Raw genomic sequence first — 22833 nt, 5'->3', positions numbered from 1 at the left:
AGAATGGAGTCGATAACGTTGGCACAGTTTCTTCCCGCTTTTTTCTTGACGCTTTTAGCCGGACTCAGTACCGGCTTTGGCGCATTAATCGCTTTTTTTTCGAAAAATAAAAGCCATACGTTTTTATCGATCGGACTCGGTTTTTCCGCAGGCGTGATGGTGTACGTTTCATTCGTCGAAATTTTAAACAAATCCAAGCTCTCGTTTAGTCTGCTTTTTCACAACGACGTTAAAGGCGAAGCGATTGCGTTGGTCTGTTTTTTTGCGGGAATTGCGCTGAGTGCCTTGATCGATAAAATGATCCCCGAAGACGTCAATCCTCACGAACTCAAATCAACCCAAGAACTGAGCGTTCTTCACGAAACAAATGCACACACGCCCGTCAATCATTCAGCACTGCATCGTACGGGTATTTTTACGGCACTTGCGATCACGATTCACAATTTTCCCGAAGGATTTGCGACGTTTATCGCCGCGGTCGAAAACGTGACTATCGGTTTAACGATCGCGCTTGCGATTGCAATTCACAATATTCCCGAGGGAATGGCGGTTTCTTTACCGATTTATCATGCGACGGGAAATCGTCAAAAAGCGTTTTGGTACGCTTTTATCTCAGGTTTAGCGGAGCCGATCGGCGCGATCGTAGGCTTTTTCCTCTTACTTCCGATCATGGGCGAGCTGACGTTAGGCATTACGTTCGGCGTGGTTGCGGGCATCATGGTGTATATCTCTTTTGACGAACTCTTACCTTCGGCGCGCGTGTACGGTAATGCCCATACGACGATTTTCGGAATCGTTTTAGGAATGTTCGTAATGGCGATAAGCTTGGTTGCGTTCAAATTAATTTAACATGTCAGACGTGAGTCCAATCTGACATGTAACGGTAAACGTCAATCGTTAAGCGCGCGGAGCTGCGTTTATTCAAAGTCGAAAAATTCTTTGATACTGACATTAAGTGCTTTAGAAATTTTGTAGAGGTGCTCTAAAGAAAACTTAATGTTATGGTATCCCGATTCCGCTCCGGCGATTAATGAGGTCGACTTAAATCCAAGCATATTCGAAAGTTCGAGCTGGCTAATACCTTTTTTTTTACGAATAGTCTGAATTCGCCGCCCGACGCTTAAAAAAAACGCTCGCATTTCTGTACCGTCATATTCTATCTCTTGTTGAAAATGCTCTAGAGTTTTTTTCATAAAATTTCTTTAATGCTTTTAATTTTCCATACGTGAGTTTATACCGATAAACGACTTCAATCAATCTATCATAATAGAGCGTTTGAGTTTTGATCGATTTTACGACTAAAATTAAGGCGGAAAATGATTACGTATGTCAAATTAATATCATTTTAATTTTATTTGAAATAAAATGCATATTTATCTATTATAATAGAGTATTTAGCTTTCTTTCTCAATTAAACTCATCAGAAAAACGTAGGTATACGTACACAAAAGAAGGTATTATGATTTATCGCGAAGCAATCCATATGCTTAATACGATTTTGGAAGAAAAAGACCCTTATACGGCCGGACATTCAAGAAGAGTTGCCTATTATGCTTCTAAAATTGCGGAAAATTTGGGATTGGACGCCAAAGAACAGACGTTAGCGCATGAAACCGGATTGCTTCATGACGTCGGAAAACTCTTAACCCCCCCGAATCCATTCTTTTAAAACCCAAGCGTTTTACGAAAAAAGAGCTCATCATTATGCAGCGTCATGCGATCGACAGCGTGAAAGTCATCGAAAATATTTCCGCGTTAAAAGACCATGTCCCTATTGTGCGGCATCATCACGAATCGTTCGACGGGACGGGCTATCCCGATCGACTCAGAGGCGATGCTATTCCTCTGATATCACGCATTTTATGCGTTGCCGACGCTTTTGACGCTATGACGACCAACCGAATCTACAAACCGCGAAAAACCAAAAACGAAGCCTTAAACGAGTTACGATGATGCTCCAATACGCAATTTGATCCGCACGTCGTTGAAGCCGCCGTACGTTTTTTCGAAATCCAAAAAGAGCTTACAAGCGTTCATCAAATTCCGACGTCGTATCATCAAGAAGAGTATTTTGCGTTTTTCTACAAAGATAAAATCACGACGGGATATTCCAGCGATTATTTGAACTACTTTTTAATGCAACGGGGTGAAAACGAGTGCATTTGCTGCTATCTGATCGAAATTCATCATATGCATTGCTATAACGATTATTACGGCTGGAAAGCGGGAAACCATCTTTTAAAAGAGACGTTTTTAAGGCTCAAACTTCTCTTTGACCATGCGCCGATTTTTCGTATCTACGGCGATGATTTTGTGATCTTAAACTCGCATCATATGAATGTTGACACGCAAGAGGTTAAAGAAAAACTCTGTTTAGGATTTGAGGGGATCGACATTAGTCTGACCCATTTTCATCTTCATGATTTTTCGTTTCGAACATGGGAAGATTTTGAACCGTATTTGCATAAAAAAAAGAATATTAAATACCTCAAAGGAGTGGTCAATTTATGAGTATCTCAAAACAGTTAATTACCATGCTTCTCATTGCTATTTTAGGCATTATCGCCGTTTTTAGCATCGGGATGACGAAGATGGAACACGTCTATGCCAAGACCAATACATGTAACGTCAATTCCTTACCGAGTATTTTACTGATCGGAGATTTACAGCAAGCGATGTACCGCATGCGCATCGTTGCTTTACAGCATATGGAAAGCGACGATCTTAAGACGCAAGAAGCGTTGGAGGAAAAATTCAACGGTTATAAACGCGATTTCGAAAAAGCCAATCACGATTACGAACGCTTGATTTCCGATGCTAAAGACAGAGGTTATTACGAAAAAGAAAAAGAGTATTTTAATAAATATACCCAGATCGTGAACAAAATTTTTACGCTTTCCAAAGAAGGTAAAAAAGAGGAAATTAAACAGTTGATCGCCGCTACGGCGGAAGTGCCTCAAACGCTTACGAAGACGACGGATGAGCATATGGACGATGTCCAAGAAGATGCATTACGTGAATCGCAAGAAGCGGCTGCGGAAAAGAACAGCGCCTCGTCGATGATGATAGGACTTTCCCTAATCGTAGCCTTGAGCGTGATTGTCTTAGGCGTGATGATCCGAAATAACGTGATGCAAGGAGTGCATCTGATACGAGATAGTATCAGTGGATTCGTTCAAAAAAAAGAGTTGAAGTTTCGTATCCATTACGGTAAAAAGAATGAGATCCAAGAGATCGTCAATAGCTTTAATACGCTGGTAGATACCTTAGAGCATATTATTGAAGACGTCAAACGCTCTTCTAGCGAAAACGCTTCGGTTTCGCATGAACTCTCCACCACCAGTATGCAAATCGGTAGAAATGCCGAAAACAGTACCGTGATCGTTAACAATACGATTGAAGAGATCGTATCGATTAAAAAGTTTGTTCAAGAAACGGCGATCCTCTCCGAATCGATGAAACAAAGTATCGCTCTTGCGGGCAATAAACTCGAAGCCGCCAAAAATGAAGTGATTCAACTGAAAAACGAAGTCGAACTTGCCAGTGAAGCCGAAAGTGCACTTGCCGGACAATTGGAACAGATGAGTAAAGATGCCGAACAGGTCAAAGAGATCTTAACCGTCATCTCCGATATTGCCGATCAAACCAATTTGCTTGCACTCAATGCCGCGATTGAAGCTGCCCGAGCAGGAGAACACGGACGAGGCTTTGCGGTGGTTGCCGATGAAGTCCGTAAACTTGCCGAACGTACCCAATCGTCTTTAACCGAGATTAACGCAACGATTAACGTCATCGTTCAATCCATCGTTAACTCTTCGGATAAGATGAGTAAAAATGCTCAAAACATTCGTCATCTAGCTTCGGTTTCAACCAATGTCGAAGATACCATTATCTCTACGACCTCGGTCATGAACGAAAGCGTAGCATCGGTCGGTGTGAGTGCCGATAATTCTCATAAGATTGCTAAAGATACCGATAAGATCGTTGATCTTGTTACCAATATCAATGCGATTACAAGCGAAAACGCCAGAAGCATCGAAGAGATCGCCTCTGCGGCCGATCATCTCTCCAAGTTAGCGGAAAATCTCAATGCTAAGCTGGGGCAGTTTCAGTAATGCTTCGAGCTTCATACGCAAAGTATGAAGCTCGCATCCTCTTTTTCGTGTATAATTTCACATCTTTTTTAAAGGGAATGCGTGAAATTTGAATTTCTAGGAACTTCGGACACGGGCGGTATTCCGCTTCATCAATGTACATGTAAGGTTTGTCAAGAGGCGCGGGAAAAAGGAATCAGCAATCGTTCCACGTCGGCTTATCTCACCTTAGACGACGGAAGCGTGATTTTATTTGACGCCGGATACGATGCACTCATGGATCGATTCAATACCGTTACGATTCGTGCCGTCTTTTTAACGCACTTTCATGCCGATCATTGTTTGGGGCTGATGCGCCTTCGTAAATCCGTTACGACCATTCCGTGCTATATACCCGACGATGCCGACGGTTTCGGGGATTTATTGGTGCGCAAAGATTCTTTGGAGTACCGTGTGTTAAACCCTTTACAAAGCGTTGAAATTCAAGGCGTCACGATTACGGCGGTTGCGCTTGTACACTCGAAGCCGACTTTGGGATATGTGATTCGTACCGCAACGAAAACGGCGGCATATTTGACCGATTGCGGCGACATCGAAGAAACGATGCTTGCGTTTTTACACGCTCAAAAGATCGACCATCTTTTTATCGATGCGTGCTATAGTGACGGGATGTTGTCTAAAAAACATTGTACGCCTCAAACCGCCGCGGCATTGATCCGCCGAATCGAGCCGCAAATGGGCTATTTTATTCATGCAAGTTGTCATACATTATTGCCGATACGTGAGAAAAAAATCAAAGTAGAGTATCCTTACATCGAGCAAGGATTTCATATCGAGGTGTGAAAAAGAGGATTATTCCTCTTCTTCGTCGTCTTCAAAGGCCTCTTCGCCGTCTTCGTCTTCAAAATAGATATCGTCTTCGTTGCCCTCGTAATTGTACTCGCTTTGATAAATAGGGTCGTCTTCCTCTTCATCAAAATCGTCCTCATCGTCTAGGGCTTCTTCATCGTAATCTTCTTCGTTCATCAAAATATCTTCGACGGTATCGAGAAAGGCGTCGACGTCTCCTTTAAAAAGATGCTCATAGCGCATAGCATCAATGATAAACTCCGGCGAGCAACCGTTTTCCAAGAGGAGTTCTTTTAAATTTTGCATCGTGTGTACCTTTGCTTTTTTGGCAATTTTACACTAATTTTCAATGTTTTTCAATTGAATTTCATAGGCTTCAAAGAGCGAATCGTGACGTACATGTAAAGATTCAAACGTTTCGAAAAGTTTTTCAAGCTCTTCTTCGTCGATTTTAATCATTTTGCTAAGACGTTGCAATTCCGACAAATCGTTAGTGCTTGACGAACAGACGACAAGGGCTTCGTTAGTGTTTTTGATGCGCTCCTCAAGCGCGATAATTCTATGTTCCAAACGCTCGATCTCTTTTTTCAGAGGCGATAGGGCGTTACTTCGCTCTTGAATCAGCTTGGTGCGTCGTTTTTTGATCTCGTTATAATCACTCGATACGGCTTTTTTAGGCGTGTCGTCAAGCTCTTCTTCCCATCCGATTTTTTCTAAAAACGTATCGTAGTTTCCGTCAAAAAACTCCGCTTTATCGTGATGAAAAATAATCAAGGTATCGGCTAATGCTCGAAGCATCGCCTCGGAGTGCGTGACCAAAACAGTTGATCCTTCAAAGCTTTTAATCGCTTCACAAAGAGCATCGATGGAGTACATGTCAAGATGGTTCGTGGGTTCATCCAAGAAAAGAAGGTTGGCAGGCGTTGCGATAATTTTACCGAGCATAACGCGGCTTCGTTCGCCTCCGGAGAGAATCGCTATCTCTTTTTCGGCAAGTTTACCGCTAAACATCATCGCTCCGCAAATCGAACGCACGCGCGTAATCCCAAGAAGCGGGTCTGTTTCATAGATCTCGTCGATGATCGTATTTTTGAGGTTCAGCCTTTGAATATTGGTTTGCCCAAAATGTGCATGCGTCGTTTCCGGATGAAAATACAGTGAACCTGCGTGAGGGTTTAATTCCCCCGCTAAAAGGTTGAGGAGCGTGGATTTTCCCTTGCCGTTTTTACCGATAATCGCTAAGCATTTTCCTTTTTCGAGTTTAAACGAAAGGTTGTTGAAAAGCGGTTTTGCAGCATCGTATCCGAACGTAAGATTGTGCGCTTCCGACATAATTTTAGCCGGCGTTTTTTTGTAATTAAACGTAAAAGCAAGGCTGTTCTCCGCTTCCAAATCTTCCATTTCGCCCATTTTATCGAGTTGTTTTGCCTTGCTTTGCGCCATAACGGCTTTAGAAGCTTTGGCTTTTTGCCGCGTAATAAAATCTTCCAATTCGGCACGTTTTTTGTCTAAATTGGCTTTGGTTTTGAGGTAATATTCATCGTCTTCTTCCAGTTTGGCGTAGTATTTGTGCGTATTACCTTCGATCAATTTGAGCGATCGACGCCTGAGTCCCATCGTATGCGTACAAACCGCGTCCATGAAATCGCGATCGTGGGTAATAAGTATCAGCTCGCCTTTAAACTCTTTGAGAAAATTTTTAAGCCAACGCATCGAGACGATGTCAAGGTAGTTGGTCGGCTCGTCCAACAATAACATGTTAGGATCGGCGGCAAGAAGTTTGACAAGGTTAAGGCGAATTTGATAACCGCCGGAAAAGCTCATCGGGTCTTTGTCCAAATCGTCTTGCGTAAAGCCTAACCCGAAAAGCAGCTTTTCGATTTTATACACGTCAAAGGCTTCCTCGTGCTTGAGTGCGGAAGCACACTCTTCGCGAACGCTATGATGCGTAAAGAGGATATGTTGGCGAAGCGTTCCAACAGTATAGTTTTTCGGAATCAAAATATCGCCGGCGTCGGCTTCTTCTTCGTCCAAAAGTATTTTAAAAAGCGTGGATTTTCCTGAACCGTTTCGCCCGACGAAGCCGACTTTATAGCCGCTTCCTAAACTAAAATTAATATCTTCAAAAAGGCTTTGTTCGCCGAAATGTTTATACAAATGACTGACTTGAATCATAAAAGCTCGTTCGTGTTAGAGATGAAGCAAAATAGTCGAAACTATTCTGCTTTTTTATTGATGGTATTGAGCGTATCGAGGATAGACTCTTTTTTGGCGGAATTATCGGGACCTGAGATGCGCATCGTAAACTCGACGCGACCGTTCTTTTCTCGACCTTCTTGCGTATCATTGCTTGCCACGGGTTTGGTATCGCCGTATCCGGCGGAGCTCAGGCGATCGCGAGCAATACCGTTTTTAATTAAAACGCGAATGACGGCATTGGCGCGCGCGCTTGAGAGCTCTAAATTGTCTTGAAATTTACTGCCGCTCGGTACGGGCGTATTGTCGGTGTAGCCTTTCACGACGACGTCGACGTTTTTAGGTAACATCGAGATAATATCCGAAACACGTTTTAAGAAAAGCATTGAATCACTGTTGGTAATGTCGGCGGAGCCCGGAGCAAATAACATCTTTGTGGGGAGTTTGAGCATTGCACCGTCGATTTTTTGTTCCAAAGAGCCTTCGCCGATGTTCATTTTTTCAATCATTTCGGCCAATTTGGCAATCTCGTCCAGTTGCGTCGATACGCCGCCCGCATTTCCTTTGTCTTTATCTTTTGCCGCATCGCCGGCTTTGGCGTTTAAGCGAATAACGGGGTTGGCTTCTTCGGGTTTGGCACTGTAATCGTAAATTTTAACAAACTCTTCTTTGAGGGCTTTCATCTTTTCGCTGTTAACGGAAGCAAGTGCGTAAAGTGCGATAAAAAGTGCTAAAAGAAGGCTCAGAAAGTCGGCATAAGGAACGGCCCATTTTTCACCGGCGGGGCATTCGGTCTGTTTACATTTTTTACCCACGGAGTTTCCTTATTTATCGAATTGACTTTTCTTCTCTTCAAGCGGAGAGAGGTAGTTGAGAAGTTTCATCTCTAAAGTCCTCGGATTGTCGCCGTGTGAAATACCTAAAATACCGGCTAAGATGACATGTTTTTCTTTGATAAAGTCGTGTGATTTTCCTTTGAGCTTATTTCCCCAAGGACCTAAGAACATGTAAGCACCCGCAATACCCGTAACCGTTGCGGTAAATGCACCCGCAATACCTGCCGCCATTTCGGCGGGGTTATCGAGTTTTTGAAGCGCAAGGATCAAACCCAAAACGGCACCGACGAGTCCCATAACGGGGCAGGTTTCACCGGCAAGAAGCCAGTAGTGCGCCGCACCGTGGTAATATTCCTCGGTTTGTTCGATCATAATTTCCAGCGTCTCTTCGATTTCGTGCGCTTCCGTACCGTCAACCGCCATACTTAAGCCTTTTTTGAAAAACTCGTCTTCCATCTGGTTGGCATGTGATTCTAACGCCAAAATACCGTCGCGTCTGGCGATAATGGCAAAATCGACGATTTGTTTAATGCGTGCGTGAAGATCGATAGGAGATTTTTTAAAAACGAGTTTAAATTCTTTAAAAGCAGCTTTAACGTTTTCTTGGGTCGTGCCCGTCATGGCCGATGCCATAGCAGTCGGAACCACGATCAAAAAGGAGGTAAAATGTAGAACGTGAACGGGATTGCCGCCCTCTAAAAGATCGCCCACGGAGATCGACGTAACGGCAAGCAACATGCCTAAGATGACGGTTAAATCCATACCTTTTGCTCCAAACTGATTCAATATTAATTGCTAAAAAATACTATCGGTAAAAATGCAAAAAAATTTACATAATTTCGTGAATAATATAACAATATTCCTTAGTTCCTACGCTAAGTTTTTGTTTAAAGCCAATAAAACTGTATAATTTTGAAAAACCGTGCAAGGAGGTGCAAAGGAATGAATAAAGAAGGATGTTGCTTTTTTAACTCTTTTTTTAAACAATTAAGCACGAAAGCCGAATCGCGCTGTACTAAAATCGTTGATGTTGCGTATCGTTTGTTTCTTGAAAAGGGGTATAAAAACGTAAGTATGTGCGATATCGTTAAAGTCGCCGGCGGTTCTTTGGCGACGCTTTATAAGCATTTCGGCAATAAAGAGCAATTGTTCATTGCGGCTCTTGAGGCAAAATCACAAGAGTTATTCGGTGAGTGGTCAAAAATGAGTCAAGGCTACGAGGGGCGTTTGGAAGCGTTTTTAACGATGATCGGTCATGAATTTTTACGCGTGGTCATTGAAAACGATGCGGTTTTATTTCATCGTCTGATCGTTTCGGTCGGCTATTTGGACGATCTTCCTTTTAGCGAACAAGTCATGCAAAAAGTTATGATGCGTCCTAAAAAAGTTATTAGCGACTATCTTGACCGAGAAAAAAAAGAAGGAAGAATCACTGTTGAGGATACGCTTTTATGTGCGGAACAATTTTTACACGCACTGAAAGACCCTTTTATATTCGGAAGGCTTGTCGGTGCGAAGATCGATATTTCACCCGAAAAACAAGAACGAGCGTTGCGCCAAGTTGTAAGTATTTTTGTCAAAGGATTACAACGATCTTGAGCTTGACTTGTTAACTTTTAAGGGCTATAATTCGCCAGAAAATGTAATGTAATGTACATTACACTAAACAACGGAGTAAAACATATGAGAAAAACAAAGATGTCTTTACAGTATGCAACGTATGCCTTAATTGCAACATTGGGAACTTTTTGGATGAATGGATGTAGCGGTTCCGAACATAAAACCGCAACCGCGCAAGCGATGCCTCCTTTGTCCGTCGCAACGTATAAAGTTGTTGCGAGCGATGTTCCGGTCTCGCTAGAGTACCCTGCCAAAATTAAGAGTATTCAACAAATTAATGTCGTTGCCCGCGTGAGCGGTATTTTGGAGAAAAAGTATTTTACGGAAGGAAATTTCGTGAAAGCCGGCGAAATGCTTTATCAAATCGATTTTGAGCGTTACGAAGCGTTGATGCAAGAAGCGGCAGCGGACGTGGGTGTCAAAGAAGCCACGTTAAAACAAGCGACGCGCGATTGGGAACGTATTAAAACCTTATTTGCACAAGACGCCGTTTCTCAAAAAGAACGCGACAGTGCTTTATCGGCATACGAATCCGCTATCGCTTCACTCAAAGCATCGCAAGCGGCACTTAAAAAAGCGACTATCGATTTTAATTATACGAAAGTCAAAGCGCCGATTTCGGGCATGACGAGTCTTAATACTCAAGATATCGGAAGTTACGTCGGGTCTAACAGCGATACGATGACCCTGACGACGATCACGCAGATCGATCCTATTTATGTCGAGTTTTCGCTTCCCGATATTGAATTGCTCAAAAAGCGATACGTGATGGGAACGGGAAATTGGAACAGCATCGCACACGCAAAACTTCCCGTTCGTCTTTTGACGCCGGACGGATCGGCGTATGCGAAAGAGGGAACGCTTGATTTTCTCGATAATTCGGTAGATGCCGAAACTTCGACGATTAAAGCTAGAGCGACGTTTTCCAATCCGAATCATATTTTGATTCCGGGACTATTCGTACGCGTTAACGTAGGAGGTTTGGTTTACAAAGATGCGATCAGCATTCCTCAAAAAGCACTTTTACAAGATGCAACGGGTTCTTACGTCTATATCGTCAAAGAGGGCAAAGCGCATAAACTTCCCGTCAAAGCCGGAACGGTACATAACGATACGTATATTATCGAAAACGGGTTAAATGCAGGCGACACGGTTATTACGAATAACTTGACCAAATTGCGCCCCGGCACTCCTATTAACGTTGCCGAAACAAAGGAATAAGGTATGTTTTCCAAATTTTTTATCAACAGACCTATTTTCGCAACCGTTCTTTCGATTGTTGTGATTATTGCGGGTTTGATGGGTATTAAAGGTCTTCCGATCGAAGAATACCCTGAAGTGACGCCGCCGCAAGTAAGCGTCAGTGCAACCTATGTCGGAGCGAGTGCCGAAACGATTGCGAAGACGGTTGCCGCACCGATCGAGCAGCAAATCAACGGTGTCGAAGATATGATTTACATGTCCTCAACCGCTTCGTCCAACGGATCGCTAACGATCAATGTCTATTTTAAAATCGGAACTGATCCGGATATGGCGACAATCAACGTTAACAACCGTGTTCAAGCAGCGTTGAGCAGTCTTCCGAGCGAAGTGCAGGCTCAAGGCGTTACGGTACGTAAAAAGTCTTCGACGATTTTGAAAGTTATCTCGATTATTTCGCCGAACAACAGTTACGATCGTATTTACATGGCCAATTATGCACTCGTGAACGTCATCGACGAATTGAAAAGGATCCCCGGCGTGGGTGATGCTTCATTGTTCGGAAATCAAGACTATTCGATGCGTATTTGGATGCAGCCGGATCAATTGGCCAAGTACAATTTAAGCCCTACAGAAGTTATCAGTGCGATTTCCGAGCAAAATTCACAATTTGCAAGCGGTAGATTTAATCAATCTCCGTCTCAGACCTCTCAAGCCTATACCTATACGGTTACGACGCAAGGGCGTTTTGATAAAGTAGAAGAGTTTGAAAATATTATTTTAAAATCCAATAAAGATGGTTCAAGTCTTCGCCTCAAAGACATTGCGCGTATCGAACTCGGTGCCGAGTCGTACGACGTTACCGCGACCTTAAACGGTCAGACGATGGTACCGATCGGTATTTATTTACAATCCGGTGCAAATGCGCTAGAAACATCTGAAAAAGTCGATGCCGCAATGGAGAAGATTTCTAAAACGTTCCCCGAAAACATCGAGTATCGTATTCCTTACGATACGACGACGTTTATTCAGGTTTCGGTCAAAGAAGTTGTCAAAACGCTGATTGAAGCTCTTTTATTGGTTGTTATCATTGTGTATCTCTTTTTACAAAATATGCGTGCAACGATTATTCCGGTGTTGGCGATTCCCGTTTCCATCATCGGTTCATTTGCCGGTATGTATGCGCTCGGTTTTTCGATCAATCTTTTGACGCTTTTCGGTTTGGTCCTTGCAATCGGTATTGTCGTCGACGACGCGATCATCGTTATTGAAAACGTCGAAAGAATTTTACACTCGCGTGAGGATATTAGCGTTAAAGACGCAACGATCGAGGCGATGAAAGAAGTAACGGGTCCGGTTATTGCGATTGTTTTGGTTTTGTGCGCTGTCTTCATTCCCGTATCGTTTATGGGCGGTTTTACCGGAGCGATGTATCAGCAATTTGCGATTACGATCGTTATTTCCGTCATTATTTCCGGTATGGTTGCCTTAACGCTTACCCCTGCGTTGTGTGCGATTTTTCTTCAGAAAAAAGAGCCGCAACCTTTTTGGTTCGTGAAAAAATTTAATCAATTTTTTGACCTTTCGACTGACTGGTTTACTCAAGGTGTCGGCTTGGTCGTAAAACACGGTTTTATCAGTATTATGTTATTTTTCGGGCTCATGGGACTCACGTACGGGCTTTTTCAAAAAGTACCTTCTAGCCTTGTTCCTTTGGAAGATAAAGGCTTTTTGATCGCTTCGGCGTCTTTACCTCCCGCATCGTCGCTTCCTCGTACGCAAGAAGTCGGTGGCAATATGAGTAAAATTATGAACTCCGTGAACGACATTCGTTATAGCATCGTGATCTCCGGTTTTGATATTATCAGCGGTGCGGTAAAAACCAATGCGTTAACCTCTTTTATCGACTTGAAGGACTGGAGTGAACGTAAAAGTCCAAACCAAAACTCTCAAGCATTGAGCGGTTCGTTAACCGGAGCGTTTTTTCAGATTCCCGAAGCGACGATCTTTGCCTTGAACCCTCCGCCGATTATGGGGCTTAGTATCTCGGGCGGCTTTGAGATGTACTTGCAAGATCGTACCGGCGGTTCGTTGGATTCGCTAGGGGAGATTGTCAACCAAATCGTCGCAAAAGCGCGTCAAAGACCGGAACTAACGATGGTTCGTAGTACGTTTGATACGGCGGTACCTCAGTATAAAATTACTCTTGATCGCGAAAAAGCCAAGGCATTGAACGTTTCGATAAAAGATGTTTTTAGTACGCTTCAAGCGACATTCGGTGCGTACTACGTCAACGACTTTAACTTGTTCGGTCGTACGTATCAGGTCAACGTTCAATCGGAAGTCAATTTTAGAGAAAAACCGGAAGATTTAAAATACGTTTTTGTGAAATCCAGTTCGGGGAAATTAATCCCTATTAGTGCGTTGGTGAGTTTTGATCGTATTATCGGACCGGACGTCGTAGACCGTTTCAATATCTTTGCCGCGGCTAAAATCGTCGGCGAACCCAAACCGGGATATACTTCCGGCGATGCGATTAAAGCGATCGAAGAAGTCGTCAATGAAGTTGCACCGCAAGGTTACGTAACTGCATGGGCGGGAACGTCGTATCAGGAAAAAGAGATGGAAGGAAGCGGTTCGCAAGCCTTTTTATTCGGTATCGTCTTTATCTTCTTGATTTTAGCGGCGCAGTACGAGCGATGGTTGATGCCTTTAGCCGTTGTTACCGCCGTTCCGTTTGCGGTATTCGGTGCGATTGCGGCGGTTTATTTGCGAGGGCTCAGCAACGACATTTATTTCCAAATCGGTCTATTGGTACTGATCGGACTTTCGGCGAAAAATGCGATCTTGATCGTTGAGTTTGCGATGCAAGCACAAGAAAAAGGCAAATCGATCTTAGATGCGACGCTTGAGGCGGCACGTCTTCGTTTCCGTCCGATCGTCATGACGTCTTTAGCTTTTACGATCGGTGTCTTACCGCTTGCCATTAGTTCAGGCGCAGGTGCGGGAAGTCGCCATGCAATCGGTACGGGCGTTATCGGCGGTATGATTGCGGCAACGACGATTGCGATTTTCTTTGTACCGCTTTTTTACAATTGGTTGGCAAAATTGAATGAAAAATTTATAAAAAGAGGAGAGAGCCATGACGCGTAATACTTATATCGCCGCACTGGCGGTCATGATGATGAGCGGATGTTCGCTTTCTCCCGACTTGAAAGTACCCGAACAAGCTATGCCCGATGCTTACCGTAGCGATAGCGTGCAAGCGGTATCCTCATTTGACGCGTCATGGTGGAACAATTACCGTGACGAGAAGCTTTCTGCGTTAATCGAGGAGGCGTTGAAAAATAATTACGACCTCCAAAGTGCGATGGCAAATATCTCTTTGGCGCGCGCTTCGTTGTCGCTCAGTACGTCCGATCGCTATCCAAGTGTCGATATCGAGGGTTCTGGCAAGCGTACTCGAACGAGTTCCGATACGTTTAGTTCCAAAGCACATAATACTTACAACGATTTTTCGTTGAGTGCCGTACTCAGTTACGAAGTGGATCTTTGGGGTAAATACAAAGAAGCCGAAGCTTCCGCACGAGCAAGCTTGTTAGCGACGTATGCGGCAAAAGAGACGGTTAAAATCGCATTGGCGGCCAGCGTTGCCGATAGCTATTTTACGCTTTTAAGTTTGTACGAACAGTACGATATCGTCAAAGAGACGATTCAAACCAGAGAAGAGAGTCTCAAACGCTACCAAGCGCAATACGTTGCGGGTGCGATTACCAAGGCAACGCTTTTACAAGAACAAGCCTCGCTTGATAGTGCTCGCATCAACCAAGATACCCTAGCGCAATCGATTGCTTTACAGCAAAGTGCTTTGGCCGTCTTGGTCGGAAAATCGCCTCGTGCCATTGCCGAGTTTGCACACGAAACGTTGAATCGTAAATTGCCGAACGATATTGTCGTTCCCGCCGATTTACCTTCATCGCTTTTGCAAAAGCGTCCCGATATTCTTCAAGCCGAAGAGCAACTCAAAGCTGCCAATGCCAACATCGGCGTAGCTAGAGCGGCGTATTTTCCGAGCATTAGCCTCTCCGGTGCGCTTGGCTTTGAAAGCACGCAGCTTTCCAATCTTTTCCAATCGCAATCGGCGATGCACAGTTTCGGCGGCAGTTTAGCGACGCCGCTTTTTAATATGGGAAAAACTTCCGCCAATGTGGAAAGTGCTAAAGCAAACAAAGAGCTAGCCGAGATCAATTACGCTAAAACGGTTCAGCAAGCGTTTCAAGATACGTATGACGCGTTAAATTCACGCCACACGTTGACGCAACAGTTAGAGCATCAAAAGGCGTATTTGGACAGCGTTTCGCAAGTGTACGTTCTTACGAAGCGACAATACGAGCAAGGATACAGCGACTATTTGAGTTTGCTGGATGCTAAACGAAACTATCTTGCGGCGCAATTAAGTTTGGTGCAAACCAAACAATCGTTGATTAGTTCCGGCATTTCGCTCTATAAAGCCTTAGGCGGCGGCTTCGATAAGCAAGCCTTTGAAAAAGAGACTTCGGAGTTATAAAAAAGATGCGTAGACGTTTGGTTTACTGCCAAGCGTTTACGCGTCAAATTCGTACATGTAAGTACGATATAAAAGCGGAACCCAGCTTTTCTGAAGCTTGGGATTGAACCGCTCTTGCACTGCCGCGGCTTTAAAAAAACTTTTCCATAACGCTTTAAATTTCTCCTCTTCGTTTGAAACTGTCGGTGCTTCAAACTCGGCAATAGAGCGTATTTCCCGTATCTTGTCGTTTTTGACAAAAGCAAGAGCGCGTTTAACATCGTGGATGATAAAAGGAATGTTACCCAATCGTTTGCAAAAATGATCTCCCAAAAAAGGGACAATGTTAAACTTCGTCTCTATCTTGGCATAAAGCGTGCCATCGTCTAGCTCTTCAAAGCGGGTAAAACCGTACATCTTATGCACCAAACACAAAAGCTCCTTTTCAAGTGTTTGGATGAAAAAAAGGTTGGGATTGTTGATGTTCTGTAGCTCTTTTTGGTTTTTAAACCCAATGCGAATGTACTCTAAAAGCGCCATTTCATGCTCTCTTGTGTCGCATAAGAAAATATTGAAAATGGTGCGTTGGTGCTCTTTTGTGAAGTGTTTCGAAATAGCCTCTAAGACTTTGCGCGCTTTGGCTTCATCACTAAAGACTTCATGAAAGCGCTCAAACAGAAGTGTTTCAGGGAGTTTTTTGACAATGGCGTTTACATGTAACTTCTCATAGTACACCTCATACACCAAAGACAAAAAACCCTCAAAAGTGCCATCATACAGCAAGATCATCACAGCTCTCCTGTGTAAATAGACGCATCAAAAAGAGTCGGTTGGATGATGTTTTCTCCTTGATGAATAAGCGCAAGCTTGATCTTCTCTTCATAAAGACTGGTACTTCGGTAAAAATCCTTACCCGCAACGATGAAATAGCGCGCCTTTTTGAGCGAAATTTTAAGCTGTGTTAAGTCCTCAAAGCTGAGCTGTTTAAAGCGTCTGGCTTGCAAAATTTTCAAAGTTCCTCTGATGCCAATGCCTGGAATGCGCACCAACACCTCTTTGGGTGCTCGGTTCACGTCGATGGGAAACAGATGCAAATTGGAGAGTGCCCAAAAGGTTTTAGGGTCAAACTGTATGTCAAGGTTTTGGTTTTCGCTCAAAATCTCATCGTAGCTAAAGCCGTAAAAACGCAACAACCAATCGGCTTGATAGAGTCTGTGTTCACGAAGGAGTGGCGGTTTGGAAAGCTCTGGAACGGGCAGGTGTTTGTGGTTATTTACCGCAATGTACGCAGAGTAATAGACCCGCTTTAAAAGTGCTTTTTGGTACAGCGATGAGGAGAGCTTCAAGATCTCAAAATCGCTCTCACTTGTCGCGCCGATGATCATCTGTGTGCTCATCGAAATCGGTTTTGCACTTCGTTGCAAGGTGATGTCGCGCGCATGTTTGAGCGGGGAAAGAAGTGTCTCTTTGGTTTTATCGGGTGCTAAAAGAGCAAGGCTTTTGGAGCTTGGAAGCTCGATGTTGGAGCTCACACGATGCGCCAAAAGGGTCGCTTCTTCGATAAGCTCTTTGGAAGCTCCGGGGATAAGCTTGACGTGAATGTAGCCATTAAAGCGGTACTCGTGGCGCAAAATACGCAAGGTTTGAAGCAGTAAGCTCATCGTATGGTCTTCGTTTTTGATGATGCCTGAGCTTAGAAAAAGTCCTTCGATGTAGTTGCGTTTGTAAAAATTGATGGTAAGTTCTGCTAGTTCGCGAGGTGTAAATGCCGCTCTAGGGATGTCGTTGCTCACGCGGTTGATGCAGTACGCACAGTCGTAAATGCAGATATTGGAGAGCAAAACTTTGAGAAGCGAAACACACCTACCATCGCTGGTGAAACTGTGGCAAATGCCGCTGGTGTGCGCACAGCCCAGCTCGCCTGTTTTGTAGTTGTTCTCGCTGCCACTGGACGAGCATGAGACATCGTACTTGGCACTGCCTGCTAAGATGGAGAGTTTGTCTTCGGTGGTTAGTTTCATGCACGCATGATAAACCTTTTTTACATGTAAAGGCTAAAATATTTCAAAATGAAATGAAAAAGAGAGAAGAAGAGGGCGTCTCTTGGGTGTAATCGCAAGAGACGCTTTGATGATGCTATTCGATGATCTCGACTATTTCATCGTAAGGAACGCGAAGGTGTGCGGGTTGCGGGTTGATGCGATACCCCAAAGGTAAGACGATGGCGACTTGGTATTTGCTCGTATCAAGCTCTAATGCTTTTTCAAGGTTCTCTTTTTCAAATCCCTCGATCGGGCACGAATCGATACCGAGATACGCCGCCGCGGTCATCATGTTTCCTAGCGCAATGTAGCATTGACGTGCCGTCCATGCGTAGACCTTGGTATCAGAGCTTAGCGTCTCTTTGAGGTGGTTGGCATAAAGATTGATGTAAAAGTCTTTTTTTTCTTGCGGCATATCGCGTCGTGCGAAACGTTTCATCGGAATACCGCTTTCGACTTTGACGGCGTCAATGGCGGCTAGAATGACGACCAAATGCGAACATGTCGTAATTTGCGGCTGATCCCAGCAAAACGGGCGAAGTTTGGCTTTAAGCGACTCGTTTTTGATGACGAGAAATTTCCATGGCTCCATTCCGAAAGAAGAGGGCGACTTGTGTGCGGCTTCCATGATAAAGCGCAGATTTTCATCAGAGATTTTTTTGTTTTCGTCAAAAAGTTTGCATGCATGACGAAAGTCCATAGCTTTTGAAAACTCGTTTTGTAGCATAGTGTCTCCTTATAGTGTGGCGTAAAAATTATAGTCATTCAAAACTTTCATTACCCTTACGATACTTTTGGTATGTAATTAGTTTAGTCGAAGGATGCTAAAAAACGTTTTCGAGCACTTTCATGCGCAATGATGGGCTTAGGATAGCCTGCGATAGAATGATGCAGCAGATAGGCTTCGTTGTGCAAAGAAGCAGAAGGTACGTTACGCAAAAGCGGAAGATAACGTTTGATGTAGTGGGCTTCTTTATCAAATTTCAACGATTGGGCGTAGGGGTTGAAGATGCGAAAATAGGGTTGCGGATCGATCCCTGTTCCCGCACACCACTGCCACGAAAGCACATTCGCGCTCGCGTCGTAATCTAAAAGATGTTTGGCGAAAAATGCCTCGCCCTTTTGCCACGGCAACATCAAATGTTTGGTAAAAAACGAGCCGACGATCATACGTGCGCGATTGTGCATCAAGCCCGTTTCTAAAAGCTCCGTGATTGCCGCGTCGACAAGCGGATAGCCCGTTTGAGCTAAGATGAATCGCGCATACGCCTCTTCGTCATTGGAAACGGGCGGGGAATATTTGTAATTTTCCCATGCCAGTTTGGGAAAATGGTAAAGCAAGTAAGCGTAAAATTCGCGAAAGATCAACTGCCTGAAAAATGGTTCCGTTGGGTGTCCCTCTTTTTTCAACGCAACCAAATGACGCACGACTTCGCGAATCGAGATCGTGCCGAAACGTAGATGTACGCTTAGGTGCGATGTGGCGTCTGCGTCTAAAAAGTCACGTTTTTCTTCGTACGCATCGATCTTACATGTAAAGATTTCGAGTGCTTTTTGAGGCTCTAAAATGTTGACATGTAAAGACGCAAATCCAAGACTTTCAAGCTTGATATGTAAAGGTTTTTGAATGCCGTTTTGAATGCTCCAAAGCACGTCGTAGTCGAAGTTTGAAAGGCTTTGATCGGCTTTTACGTATTTTAATGCGTGAAATTGTGTGTAAAGCTGCTTGCAAGCCTTATAATAAGGGGTAAAAACAAGGTAAGGCGAGCCGTCTTTTTTGAGTACTTCGTTGGGTTCAAACAGGTAGCAGTCGTTGAGTGCGTGAAAGTGAAGAACCGAGGAGATAGCGTGATCGCGCTCTTTGGCGTACGCATCGTAATCGACGGCGGCGTAAACCTCTTCAAACCCGAGCGTTTTGAGATAGGTAAACACCTCCAAAGGCGTGCCGTAAAACAGGGCTAGATCGAGTCCGATCGCTTTAAGGTCGGCTTTGAGCTTTAGCACCCGTTCAAAAATAAACGAAACCCTACGGTCGTTTGCTTCCAATGTGTTTAAAAGGTTTGTATCGAAAATAAACAGCGGTAAAACTTCGCCTTTTGTCGTCAAAAGCATCGAGTCCTCAATGCGCAAATCGCGTCTAAACCAGAGTAATTTTTTCACATGTTAGCCTTGAAGATAGTTGGAAAGTATTATATAGTAAAAGAAATCCTAAAATTGTCCTTTTTTTGATGTAAAATTGAAATATTCTGAATTTTCGCAAGGACGGTCTTGTATGCTCAAAGCTTCGCTCAAAATACGAATTCTCTTGGTTTTTATCGTCTCTATCTCGGTGATGGCATCCATCTTTTTTATTATCGTCGTTCGCGGTACGTACGATCTTGGCGCAACGCAAATGTCCGATCAAGAAGAGCTGATCAAAACACTGAATAAGCAAGAGGTTAAAAACTATCTCCAAATCGCGCAAGAAGCGGTCAAAACCTCTTACGACAAAACCAGCGACGCAAAAATCGTCGAAAAAATCAAAGAAGACGCTTTGATGTTTGAAGAACTTTTGAGTTTTATTTACCAAGAGAAAAAAGAGAGTATGAGCGAACAAGCACTCAAAGAGCTTTTAATCCACGTGATTCAAAGTTATCGCTATAATAAAGGAGCGGGCTATTTTTTCGCCTATACGCCCGAGGGAATTAACGTCGCGCACGAAAGTAAAAACCTTATCGGCAAAAATTTGATCGACCGAAAAGACGTCAAAGGAAACTACACGGTCAAGCCGATTATCGAGTCGGCACTTCCGGGCGGGAACAACGTGACCAAGTATTTTAATAAAAATCCCCTCAGCGGCGAAATCGAAGAAAAAATCTCGTACAACTTTTACTTCAAACCGCTCAATCTCATCATCGGAACGGGCGAATACATGTCGCTCATCAAATCCTACCACCAAGATAGAGCCATCGAAACACTTTCCAACCTCAAATACGGCAACGGCGGCTACTTTTATGCGGTCAAAAAGCTCAAAGACGGCAAATACTCGGTCGTTTTCAACGGCGCAAATCCCAAATTGCGCGATACGGTTTTTGACTTAGGCGATAAGGACGTGGACGGAAAACCGTACCGTCAGTTATTGATTCAAGAGAGTATGGCGCATGAGGAGGAGGGGGCTTACATCTCCTATAAGTACCAAAATCCTACGACCGGCAAAGTCGAGCCGAAAATGGTTTATGCGAAATACTTTAAAGATTGGGAATGGTTTTTAGTCTCCAACATCTACTTACAAGACGTCGAAAATAACGTCGCTACGCAAAAAGAGAAGATCGACTCCAATATAACGCATCTGATCGTGAAATTAATCCTCTCGGGCATAGTGATGGTGTTGATTATTTTCGGCGTGATTTACGTCGTTTTAGGGCGCGTGGTCAACCGTCCTTTAGATGCGCTAACCGCGAAAGCCGCGGACTTGGCACGGGGAGAGGGCGATTTGACATGTAAGCTTGACGTAGACGGAAACGACGAGATCGGTAAAGCGGCAACGCAGATCAATCATTTTATCGAAAAAGTCCATCAGACGATGATTGCCGCCAAAGGAGCCAGTAGCGAAAATACCAACCTTTCCAATACGCTCTCCAGTATTTCCCAAACGATTACGCAGCGTGTAGAACACTCTACGGAGCTTATCGCGGACGCGACTCAGGTTTCCCAAACCCTCCGTAGCGAGATCGAAAGTTCGGTCGATGAAGCCAAGCGATCGAAAGAGCAGATCGCCCGTGCAAACGAAAACCTCAAAAGCGCATGCGCTGAGATTATCGCGCTTGGGAATAAAGTCGATGAAAGCGCGCATACCGAAATGGAGCTGGCAACGCGAATGCGACAACTCAGTTCCGATGCGGATCAAGTGAAAAACGTCTTAACGGTCATCTCCGACATTGCCGATCAAACCAATCTGTTAGCACTTAACGCCGCCATCGAAGCCGCACGTGCGGGCGAGCACGGACGAGGTTTTGCGGTCGTTGCCGATGAAGTGCGAAAACTCGCCGAACGTACGCAAAAAAGCCTTATGGAGATCAATGCGACCATTAACGTCATCGTTCAAGCCATTATCGATTCGGGTGAACAGATGAATCAAAACTCCGAAAAAGTTCAAGAGCTAACGCATACCGCAGAAACCGTCGAAGAGAAGATTAAAGAGACGACGAGCATCATGGAAATGGCGACGAAAATGAGCGATAAAACGGTCAACGACTACGTCAATACCGAAAAAAGTATCGACGTTATCGTCGAAAAGATCGAAAGTATCAACACCATTTCCCATCAAAATGCGCAAGGACTCGAAGAAATCAGCGTTACGAGCAAAGACCTTCGCCAAATGGCGGAAAATCTTAACGCAACGCTTAGCACGTTCAAAACGTGATTATTTTCCCTCTTGAATCACGGAGCGGAGCGCTAAGTCTTTAGGGTAGGGGTTTAAAAACTTCTGCCCTAGAAGGTAGGTCGTGTTGTACTTCTTCGCCAAAAATTCGACGGTATTCATCACGGCAATAAGTGGAACGATCTCATCGCGAAATGCTTCGATCTGTAAGTGAAGCTCCTGTTTTTCGGCACTGCTCAACTCTTTTTTGAAAAAACCGACCATATGATGAAGCACGTTGACCGTTTTGCCGATGGAGCCTTTGTGTGCTATCGTCTTTTTAAACAGCGCAAGGTACTCGTGCGTCACGACATGCAGGCTTTTTTTCGCATGGTTGGCGACGATCTTACCCAAAAGGCGGTAGTTTGCTTCGTGCTTGCTTTGCAGTAGAAACTTATACGCGGTGTGAAAACTCACAAGCTCTTGCATGGTTTGAATGTTCTCTTGAAGCACCATCGCATCGTGGTACGCAAAAAGTTGCATCACAAAATTCTCTCTCAGCCAAGGGTCGATCAAACGCGCCTCTTCCTCGATGGGAAAATCCACAAAATACGCTTTACATGTAAACGCAAAAAGTCCATCTTTCTTCCCTTCACTCATCGCACCGCTGTAATACTTAGCACTCCCAAGCCCGCAACTCGGCGACTTGGACTTAAGGATGATGCCGCAAATCGGCTCACTTTGAATCTTTCGCAGTTCATGCTCCACCGCTTCGTTTATCGCCTCTGTGACATCGTTTTTGGAAAAGACGGTGATGACCTTTTTGTGCTCGCTCTCTTGCACAATGCGTATGGTCTCACGCGGCGTCCCAAACGCCAAATGCTCAGGACAAAAAGGCACAAATGAAGCATATTTGCCAAGCTTGTCAGTGATAAAGCGGTCGCGTTGAGCTGTCTTGTCGTAACGAATTTGCTCGCCCAATAAACAGGCGGAAACGGCTAGTTTGAGCATGAAAGTCCTTTGAAAAAAGCTATGACAATTATAGCTATTCTTTTGATAAAAGGCTTAGTGGGGATGTGGTAGACTATGAGATTAAAATTTTTACTAACAA

At 44.1% G+C, this 22833-nt stretch carries 21 protein-coding genes; 11 read left to right on the top strand and 10 right to left on the bottom strand.

The features are described from left to right. The first annotated feature begins 3 nt into the window (after positions 1-3). Positions 4-849, top strand: coding sequence for a zinc transporter ZupT (zupT, locus tag UCH003_RS07390; protein ID WP_060826013.1), 846 nt, complete (start codon positions 4-6; stop codon positions 847-849). Between the two features lie 68 nt (positions 850-917). Here the strand turns inward: zupT and UCH003_RS07385 are convergent, their stop codons facing one another. Then, positions 918-1193, bottom strand: a complete 276-nt coding sequence (locus UCH003_RS07385; protein WP_231964757.1) for a helix-turn-helix domain-containing protein — start codon at positions 1191-1193, stop codon at positions 918-920. 89 nt (positions 1194-1282) lie between these two features. Between UCH003_RS07385 and UCH003_RS13935 the strand changes: the two genes are divergently transcribed. From UCH003_RS13935 to UCH003_RS07360, 5 genes are all read left to right on the top strand, one after another. Further along, positions 1283-1669 carry an HD-GYP domain-containing protein gene (locus tag UCH003_RS13935; protein ID WP_144440994.1) on the top strand — a complete coding sequence of 129 codons (387 nt, stop codon included), beginning with the start codon at positions 1283-1285 and terminating at the stop codon, positions 1667-1669. Between the two features lie 35 nt (positions 1670-1704). After that, entirely contained in the window at positions 1705-1953 is a 249-nt protein-coding gene (locus UCH003_RS13930; RefSeq protein ID WP_060826011.1) for an HD domain-containing phosphohydrolase, read from the top strand. 183 nt (positions 1954-2136) lie between these two features. Beyond that, the gene (locus tag UCH003_RS07370; protein ID WP_144440993.1) at positions 2137-2511 is read left to right on the top strand and encodes a diguanylate cyclase domain-containing protein; all 375 of its coding nucleotides are present in this window, start codon (positions 2137-2139) and stop codon (positions 2509-2511) included. Beyond that, a complete protein-coding gene (locus UCH003_RS07365) occupies positions 2508-4115 on the top strand; it encodes a methyl-accepting chemotaxis protein (protein WP_060826010.1) in 1608 nt (535 codons plus the stop codon). The genes UCH003_RS07370 and UCH003_RS07365 overlap by 4 nt, the downstream gene beginning before the upstream one ends. 81 nt (positions 4116-4196) lie before the next feature. Further along, positions 4197-4937, top strand: a complete 741-nt coding sequence (locus UCH003_RS07360; protein ID WP_060826009.1) for an MBL fold metallo-hydrolase — start codon at positions 4197-4199, stop codon at positions 4935-4937. A gap of 9 nt (positions 4938-4946) precedes the next feature. On the opposite strand, the gene UCH003_RS07355 is transcribed toward UCH003_RS07360, so the two are convergent. From UCH003_RS07355 to motA, 4 genes are read right to left on the bottom strand one after another with little or no spacing between them, the layout of a single operon-like run. Further along, positions 4947-5249 carry a hypothetical protein gene (locus UCH003_RS07355; protein WP_039674346.1) on the bottom strand — a complete coding sequence of 101 codons (303 nt, stop codon included), beginning with the start codon at positions 5247-5249 and terminating at the stop codon, positions 4947-4949. 33 nt (positions 5250-5282) lie between these two features. After that, the gene (locus UCH003_RS07350; protein ID WP_060826008.1) at positions 5283-7118 is read right to left on the bottom strand and encodes an ABC-F family ATP-binding cassette domain-containing protein; all 1836 of its coding nucleotides are present in this window, start codon (positions 7116-7118) and stop codon (positions 5283-5285) included. A gap of 41 nt (positions 7119-7159) precedes the next feature. Next, positions 7160-7954, bottom strand: coding sequence for a flagellar motor protein MotB (gene motB, locus UCH003_RS07345; RefSeq protein WP_060826007.1), 795 nt, complete (start codon positions 7952-7954; stop codon positions 7160-7162). Positions 7955-7963: 9 nt separating this feature from the next. Beyond that, entirely contained in the window at positions 7964-8737 is a 774-nt protein-coding gene (gene motA, locus UCH003_RS07340) for a flagellar motor stator protein MotA (protein ID WP_039674352.1), read from the bottom strand. A 180-nt stretch (positions 8738-8917) separates the two neighbouring features. Between motA and UCH003_RS13925 the strand changes: the two genes are divergently transcribed. The 4 genes from UCH003_RS13925 (at position 8918) to UCH003_RS07320 (ending at position 15362) form a co-directional block, all read left to right on the top strand. Further along, positions 8918-9574, top strand: coding sequence for a TetR/AcrR family transcriptional regulator (locus tag UCH003_RS13925; RefSeq protein WP_060826006.1), 657 nt, complete (start codon positions 8918-8920; stop codon positions 9572-9574). Between the two features lie 84 nt (positions 9575-9658). Continuing rightward, positions 9659-10816 carry an efflux RND transporter periplasmic adaptor subunit gene (locus tag UCH003_RS07330; protein WP_060826005.1) on the top strand — a complete coding sequence of 386 codons (1158 nt, stop codon included), beginning with the start codon at positions 9659-9661 and terminating at the stop codon, positions 10814-10816. A 3-nt stretch (positions 10817-10819) separates the two neighbouring features. Continuing rightward, positions 10820-13948, top strand: a complete 3129-nt coding sequence (locus UCH003_RS07325; protein ID WP_060826004.1) for an efflux RND transporter permease subunit — start codon at positions 10820-10822, stop codon at positions 13946-13948. Next, positions 13938-15362 (top strand): efflux transporter outer membrane subunit, encoded by a 1425-nt coding sequence (locus UCH003_RS07320; RefSeq protein WP_060826003.1) that lies wholly within the window; start codon positions 13938-13940, stop codon positions 15360-15362. The genes UCH003_RS07325 and UCH003_RS07320 overlap by 11 nt, the downstream gene beginning before the upstream one ends. Positions 15363-15398: 36 nt before the next feature. Here the strand turns inward: UCH003_RS07320 and UCH003_RS07315 are convergent, their stop codons facing one another. The 4 genes from UCH003_RS07315 to UCH003_RS07300 form a co-directional block, all read right to left on the bottom strand. Then, complete coding sequence (locus tag UCH003_RS07315) at positions 15399-16130, bottom strand: TIGR03915 family putative DNA repair protein (protein WP_060826002.1); 732 nt, start codon at positions 16128-16130, stop codon at positions 15399-15401. Further along, a complete protein-coding gene (locus UCH003_RS07310; protein WP_060826001.1) occupies positions 16130-17362 on the bottom strand; it encodes a putative DNA modification/repair radical SAM protein in 1233 nt (410 codons plus the stop codon). Before UCH003_RS07310 ends, UCH003_RS07315 begins: the two co-directional genes overlap by 1 nt. A gap of 115 nt (positions 17363-17477) precedes the next feature. Beyond that, entirely contained in the window at positions 17478-18110 is a 633-nt protein-coding gene (locus UCH003_RS07305) for an NAD(P)H-dependent oxidoreductase (RefSeq protein WP_060826000.1), read from the bottom strand. 83 nt (positions 18111-18193) lie between these two features. Next, positions 18194-19543, bottom strand: a complete 1350-nt coding sequence (locus UCH003_RS07300) for a cryptochrome/photolyase family protein (protein ID WP_060825999.1) — start codon at positions 19541-19543, stop codon at positions 18194-18196. A gap of 112 nt (positions 19544-19655) precedes the next feature. Between UCH003_RS07300 and UCH003_RS07295 the strand changes: the two genes are divergently transcribed. Further along, the gene (locus UCH003_RS07295) at positions 19656-21785 is read left to right on the top strand and encodes a methyl-accepting chemotaxis protein (protein WP_060825998.1); all 2130 of its coding nucleotides are present in this window, start codon (positions 19656-19658) and stop codon (positions 21783-21785) included. Here UCH003_RS07295 and UCH003_RS07290 read toward each other — a convergent pair whose 3' ends face one another. Next, positions 21786-22733: a YbgA family protein gene (locus UCH003_RS07290; protein WP_060825997.1), complete on the bottom strand. Its 948-nt coding sequence runs from the start codon at positions 22731-22733 to the stop codon at positions 21786-21788. Between the last annotated feature and the right edge of the window lie 100 nt (positions 22734-22833).

The organism is Sulfurospirillum cavolei, assembly GCF_001548055.1.
In the GTDB taxonomy this organism is placed as follows: Bacteria; Campylobacterota; Campylobacteria; order Campylobacterales; family Sulfurospirillaceae; genus Sulfurospirillum.
This window is presented reverse-complemented; position numbering and strand designations above follow the sequence as displayed.

Coding starts and splice junctions, on each gene's coding strand:
- UCH003_RS07295 (WP_060825998.1), top strand. CDS start 19,656: ATGCTCAAAGCTTCGCTCAAAATACGAATTCTCTTGGTTTTTATCGTC.
- zupT (WP_060826013.1), top strand. CDS start 4: ATGGAGTCGATAACGTTGGCACAGTTTCTTCCCGCTTTTTTCTTGACG.
- UCH003_RS07370 (WP_144440993.1), top strand. CDS start 2,137: ATGCAACGGGGTGAAAACGAGTGCATTTGCTGCTATCTGATCGAAATT.
- UCH003_RS07325 (WP_060826004.1), top strand. CDS start 10,820: ATGTTTTCCAAATTTTTTATCAACAGACCTATTTTCGCAACCGTTCTT.
- UCH003_RS07350 (WP_060826008.1), bottom strand. CDS start 7,118: ATGATTCAAGTCAGTCATTTGTATAAACATTTCGGCGAACAAAGCCTT.
- UCH003_RS07290 (WP_060825997.1), bottom strand. CDS start 22,733: ATGCTCAAACTAGCCGTTTCCGCCTGTTTATTGGGCGAGCAAATTCGT.
- UCH003_RS07355 (WP_039674346.1), bottom strand. CDS start 5,249: ATGCAAAATTTAAAAGAACTCCTCTTGGAAAACGGTTGCTCGCCGGAG.
- motA (WP_039674352.1), bottom strand. CDS start 8,737: ATGGATTTAACCGTCATCTTAGGCATGTTGCTTGCCGTTACGTCGATC.
- UCH003_RS13930 (WP_060826011.1), top strand. CDS start 1,705: ATGCAGCGTCATGCGATCGACAGCGTGAAAGTCATCGAAAATATTTCC.
- UCH003_RS07320 (WP_060826003.1), top strand. CDS start 13,938: ATGACGCGTAATACTTATATCGCCGCACTGGCGGTCATGATGATGAGC.
- UCH003_RS07315 (WP_060826002.1), bottom strand. CDS start 16,130: ATGATCTTGCTGTATGATGGCACTTTTGAGGGTTTTTTGTCTTTGGTG.
- UCH003_RS07330 (WP_060826005.1), top strand. CDS start 9,659: ATGAGAAAAACAAAGATGTCTTTACAGTATGCAACGTATGCCTTAATT.
- UCH003_RS07365 (WP_060826010.1), top strand. CDS start 2,508: ATGAGTATCTCAAAACAGTTAATTACCATGCTTCTCATTGCTATTTTA.
- UCH003_RS07385 (WP_231964757.1), bottom strand. CDS start 1,193: ATGAAAAAAACTCTAGAGCATTTTCAACAAGAGATAGAATATGACGGT.
- UCH003_RS07305 (WP_060826000.1), bottom strand. CDS start 18,110: ATGCTACAAAACGAGTTTTCAAAAGCTATGGACTTTCGTCATGCATGC.
- UCH003_RS07310 (WP_060826001.1), bottom strand. CDS start 17,362: ATGAAACTAACCACCGAAGACAAACTCTCCATCTTAGCAGGCAGTGCC.
- UCH003_RS13925 (WP_060826006.1), top strand. CDS start 8,918: ATGAATAAAGAAGGATGTTGCTTTTTTAACTCTTTTTTTAAACAATTA.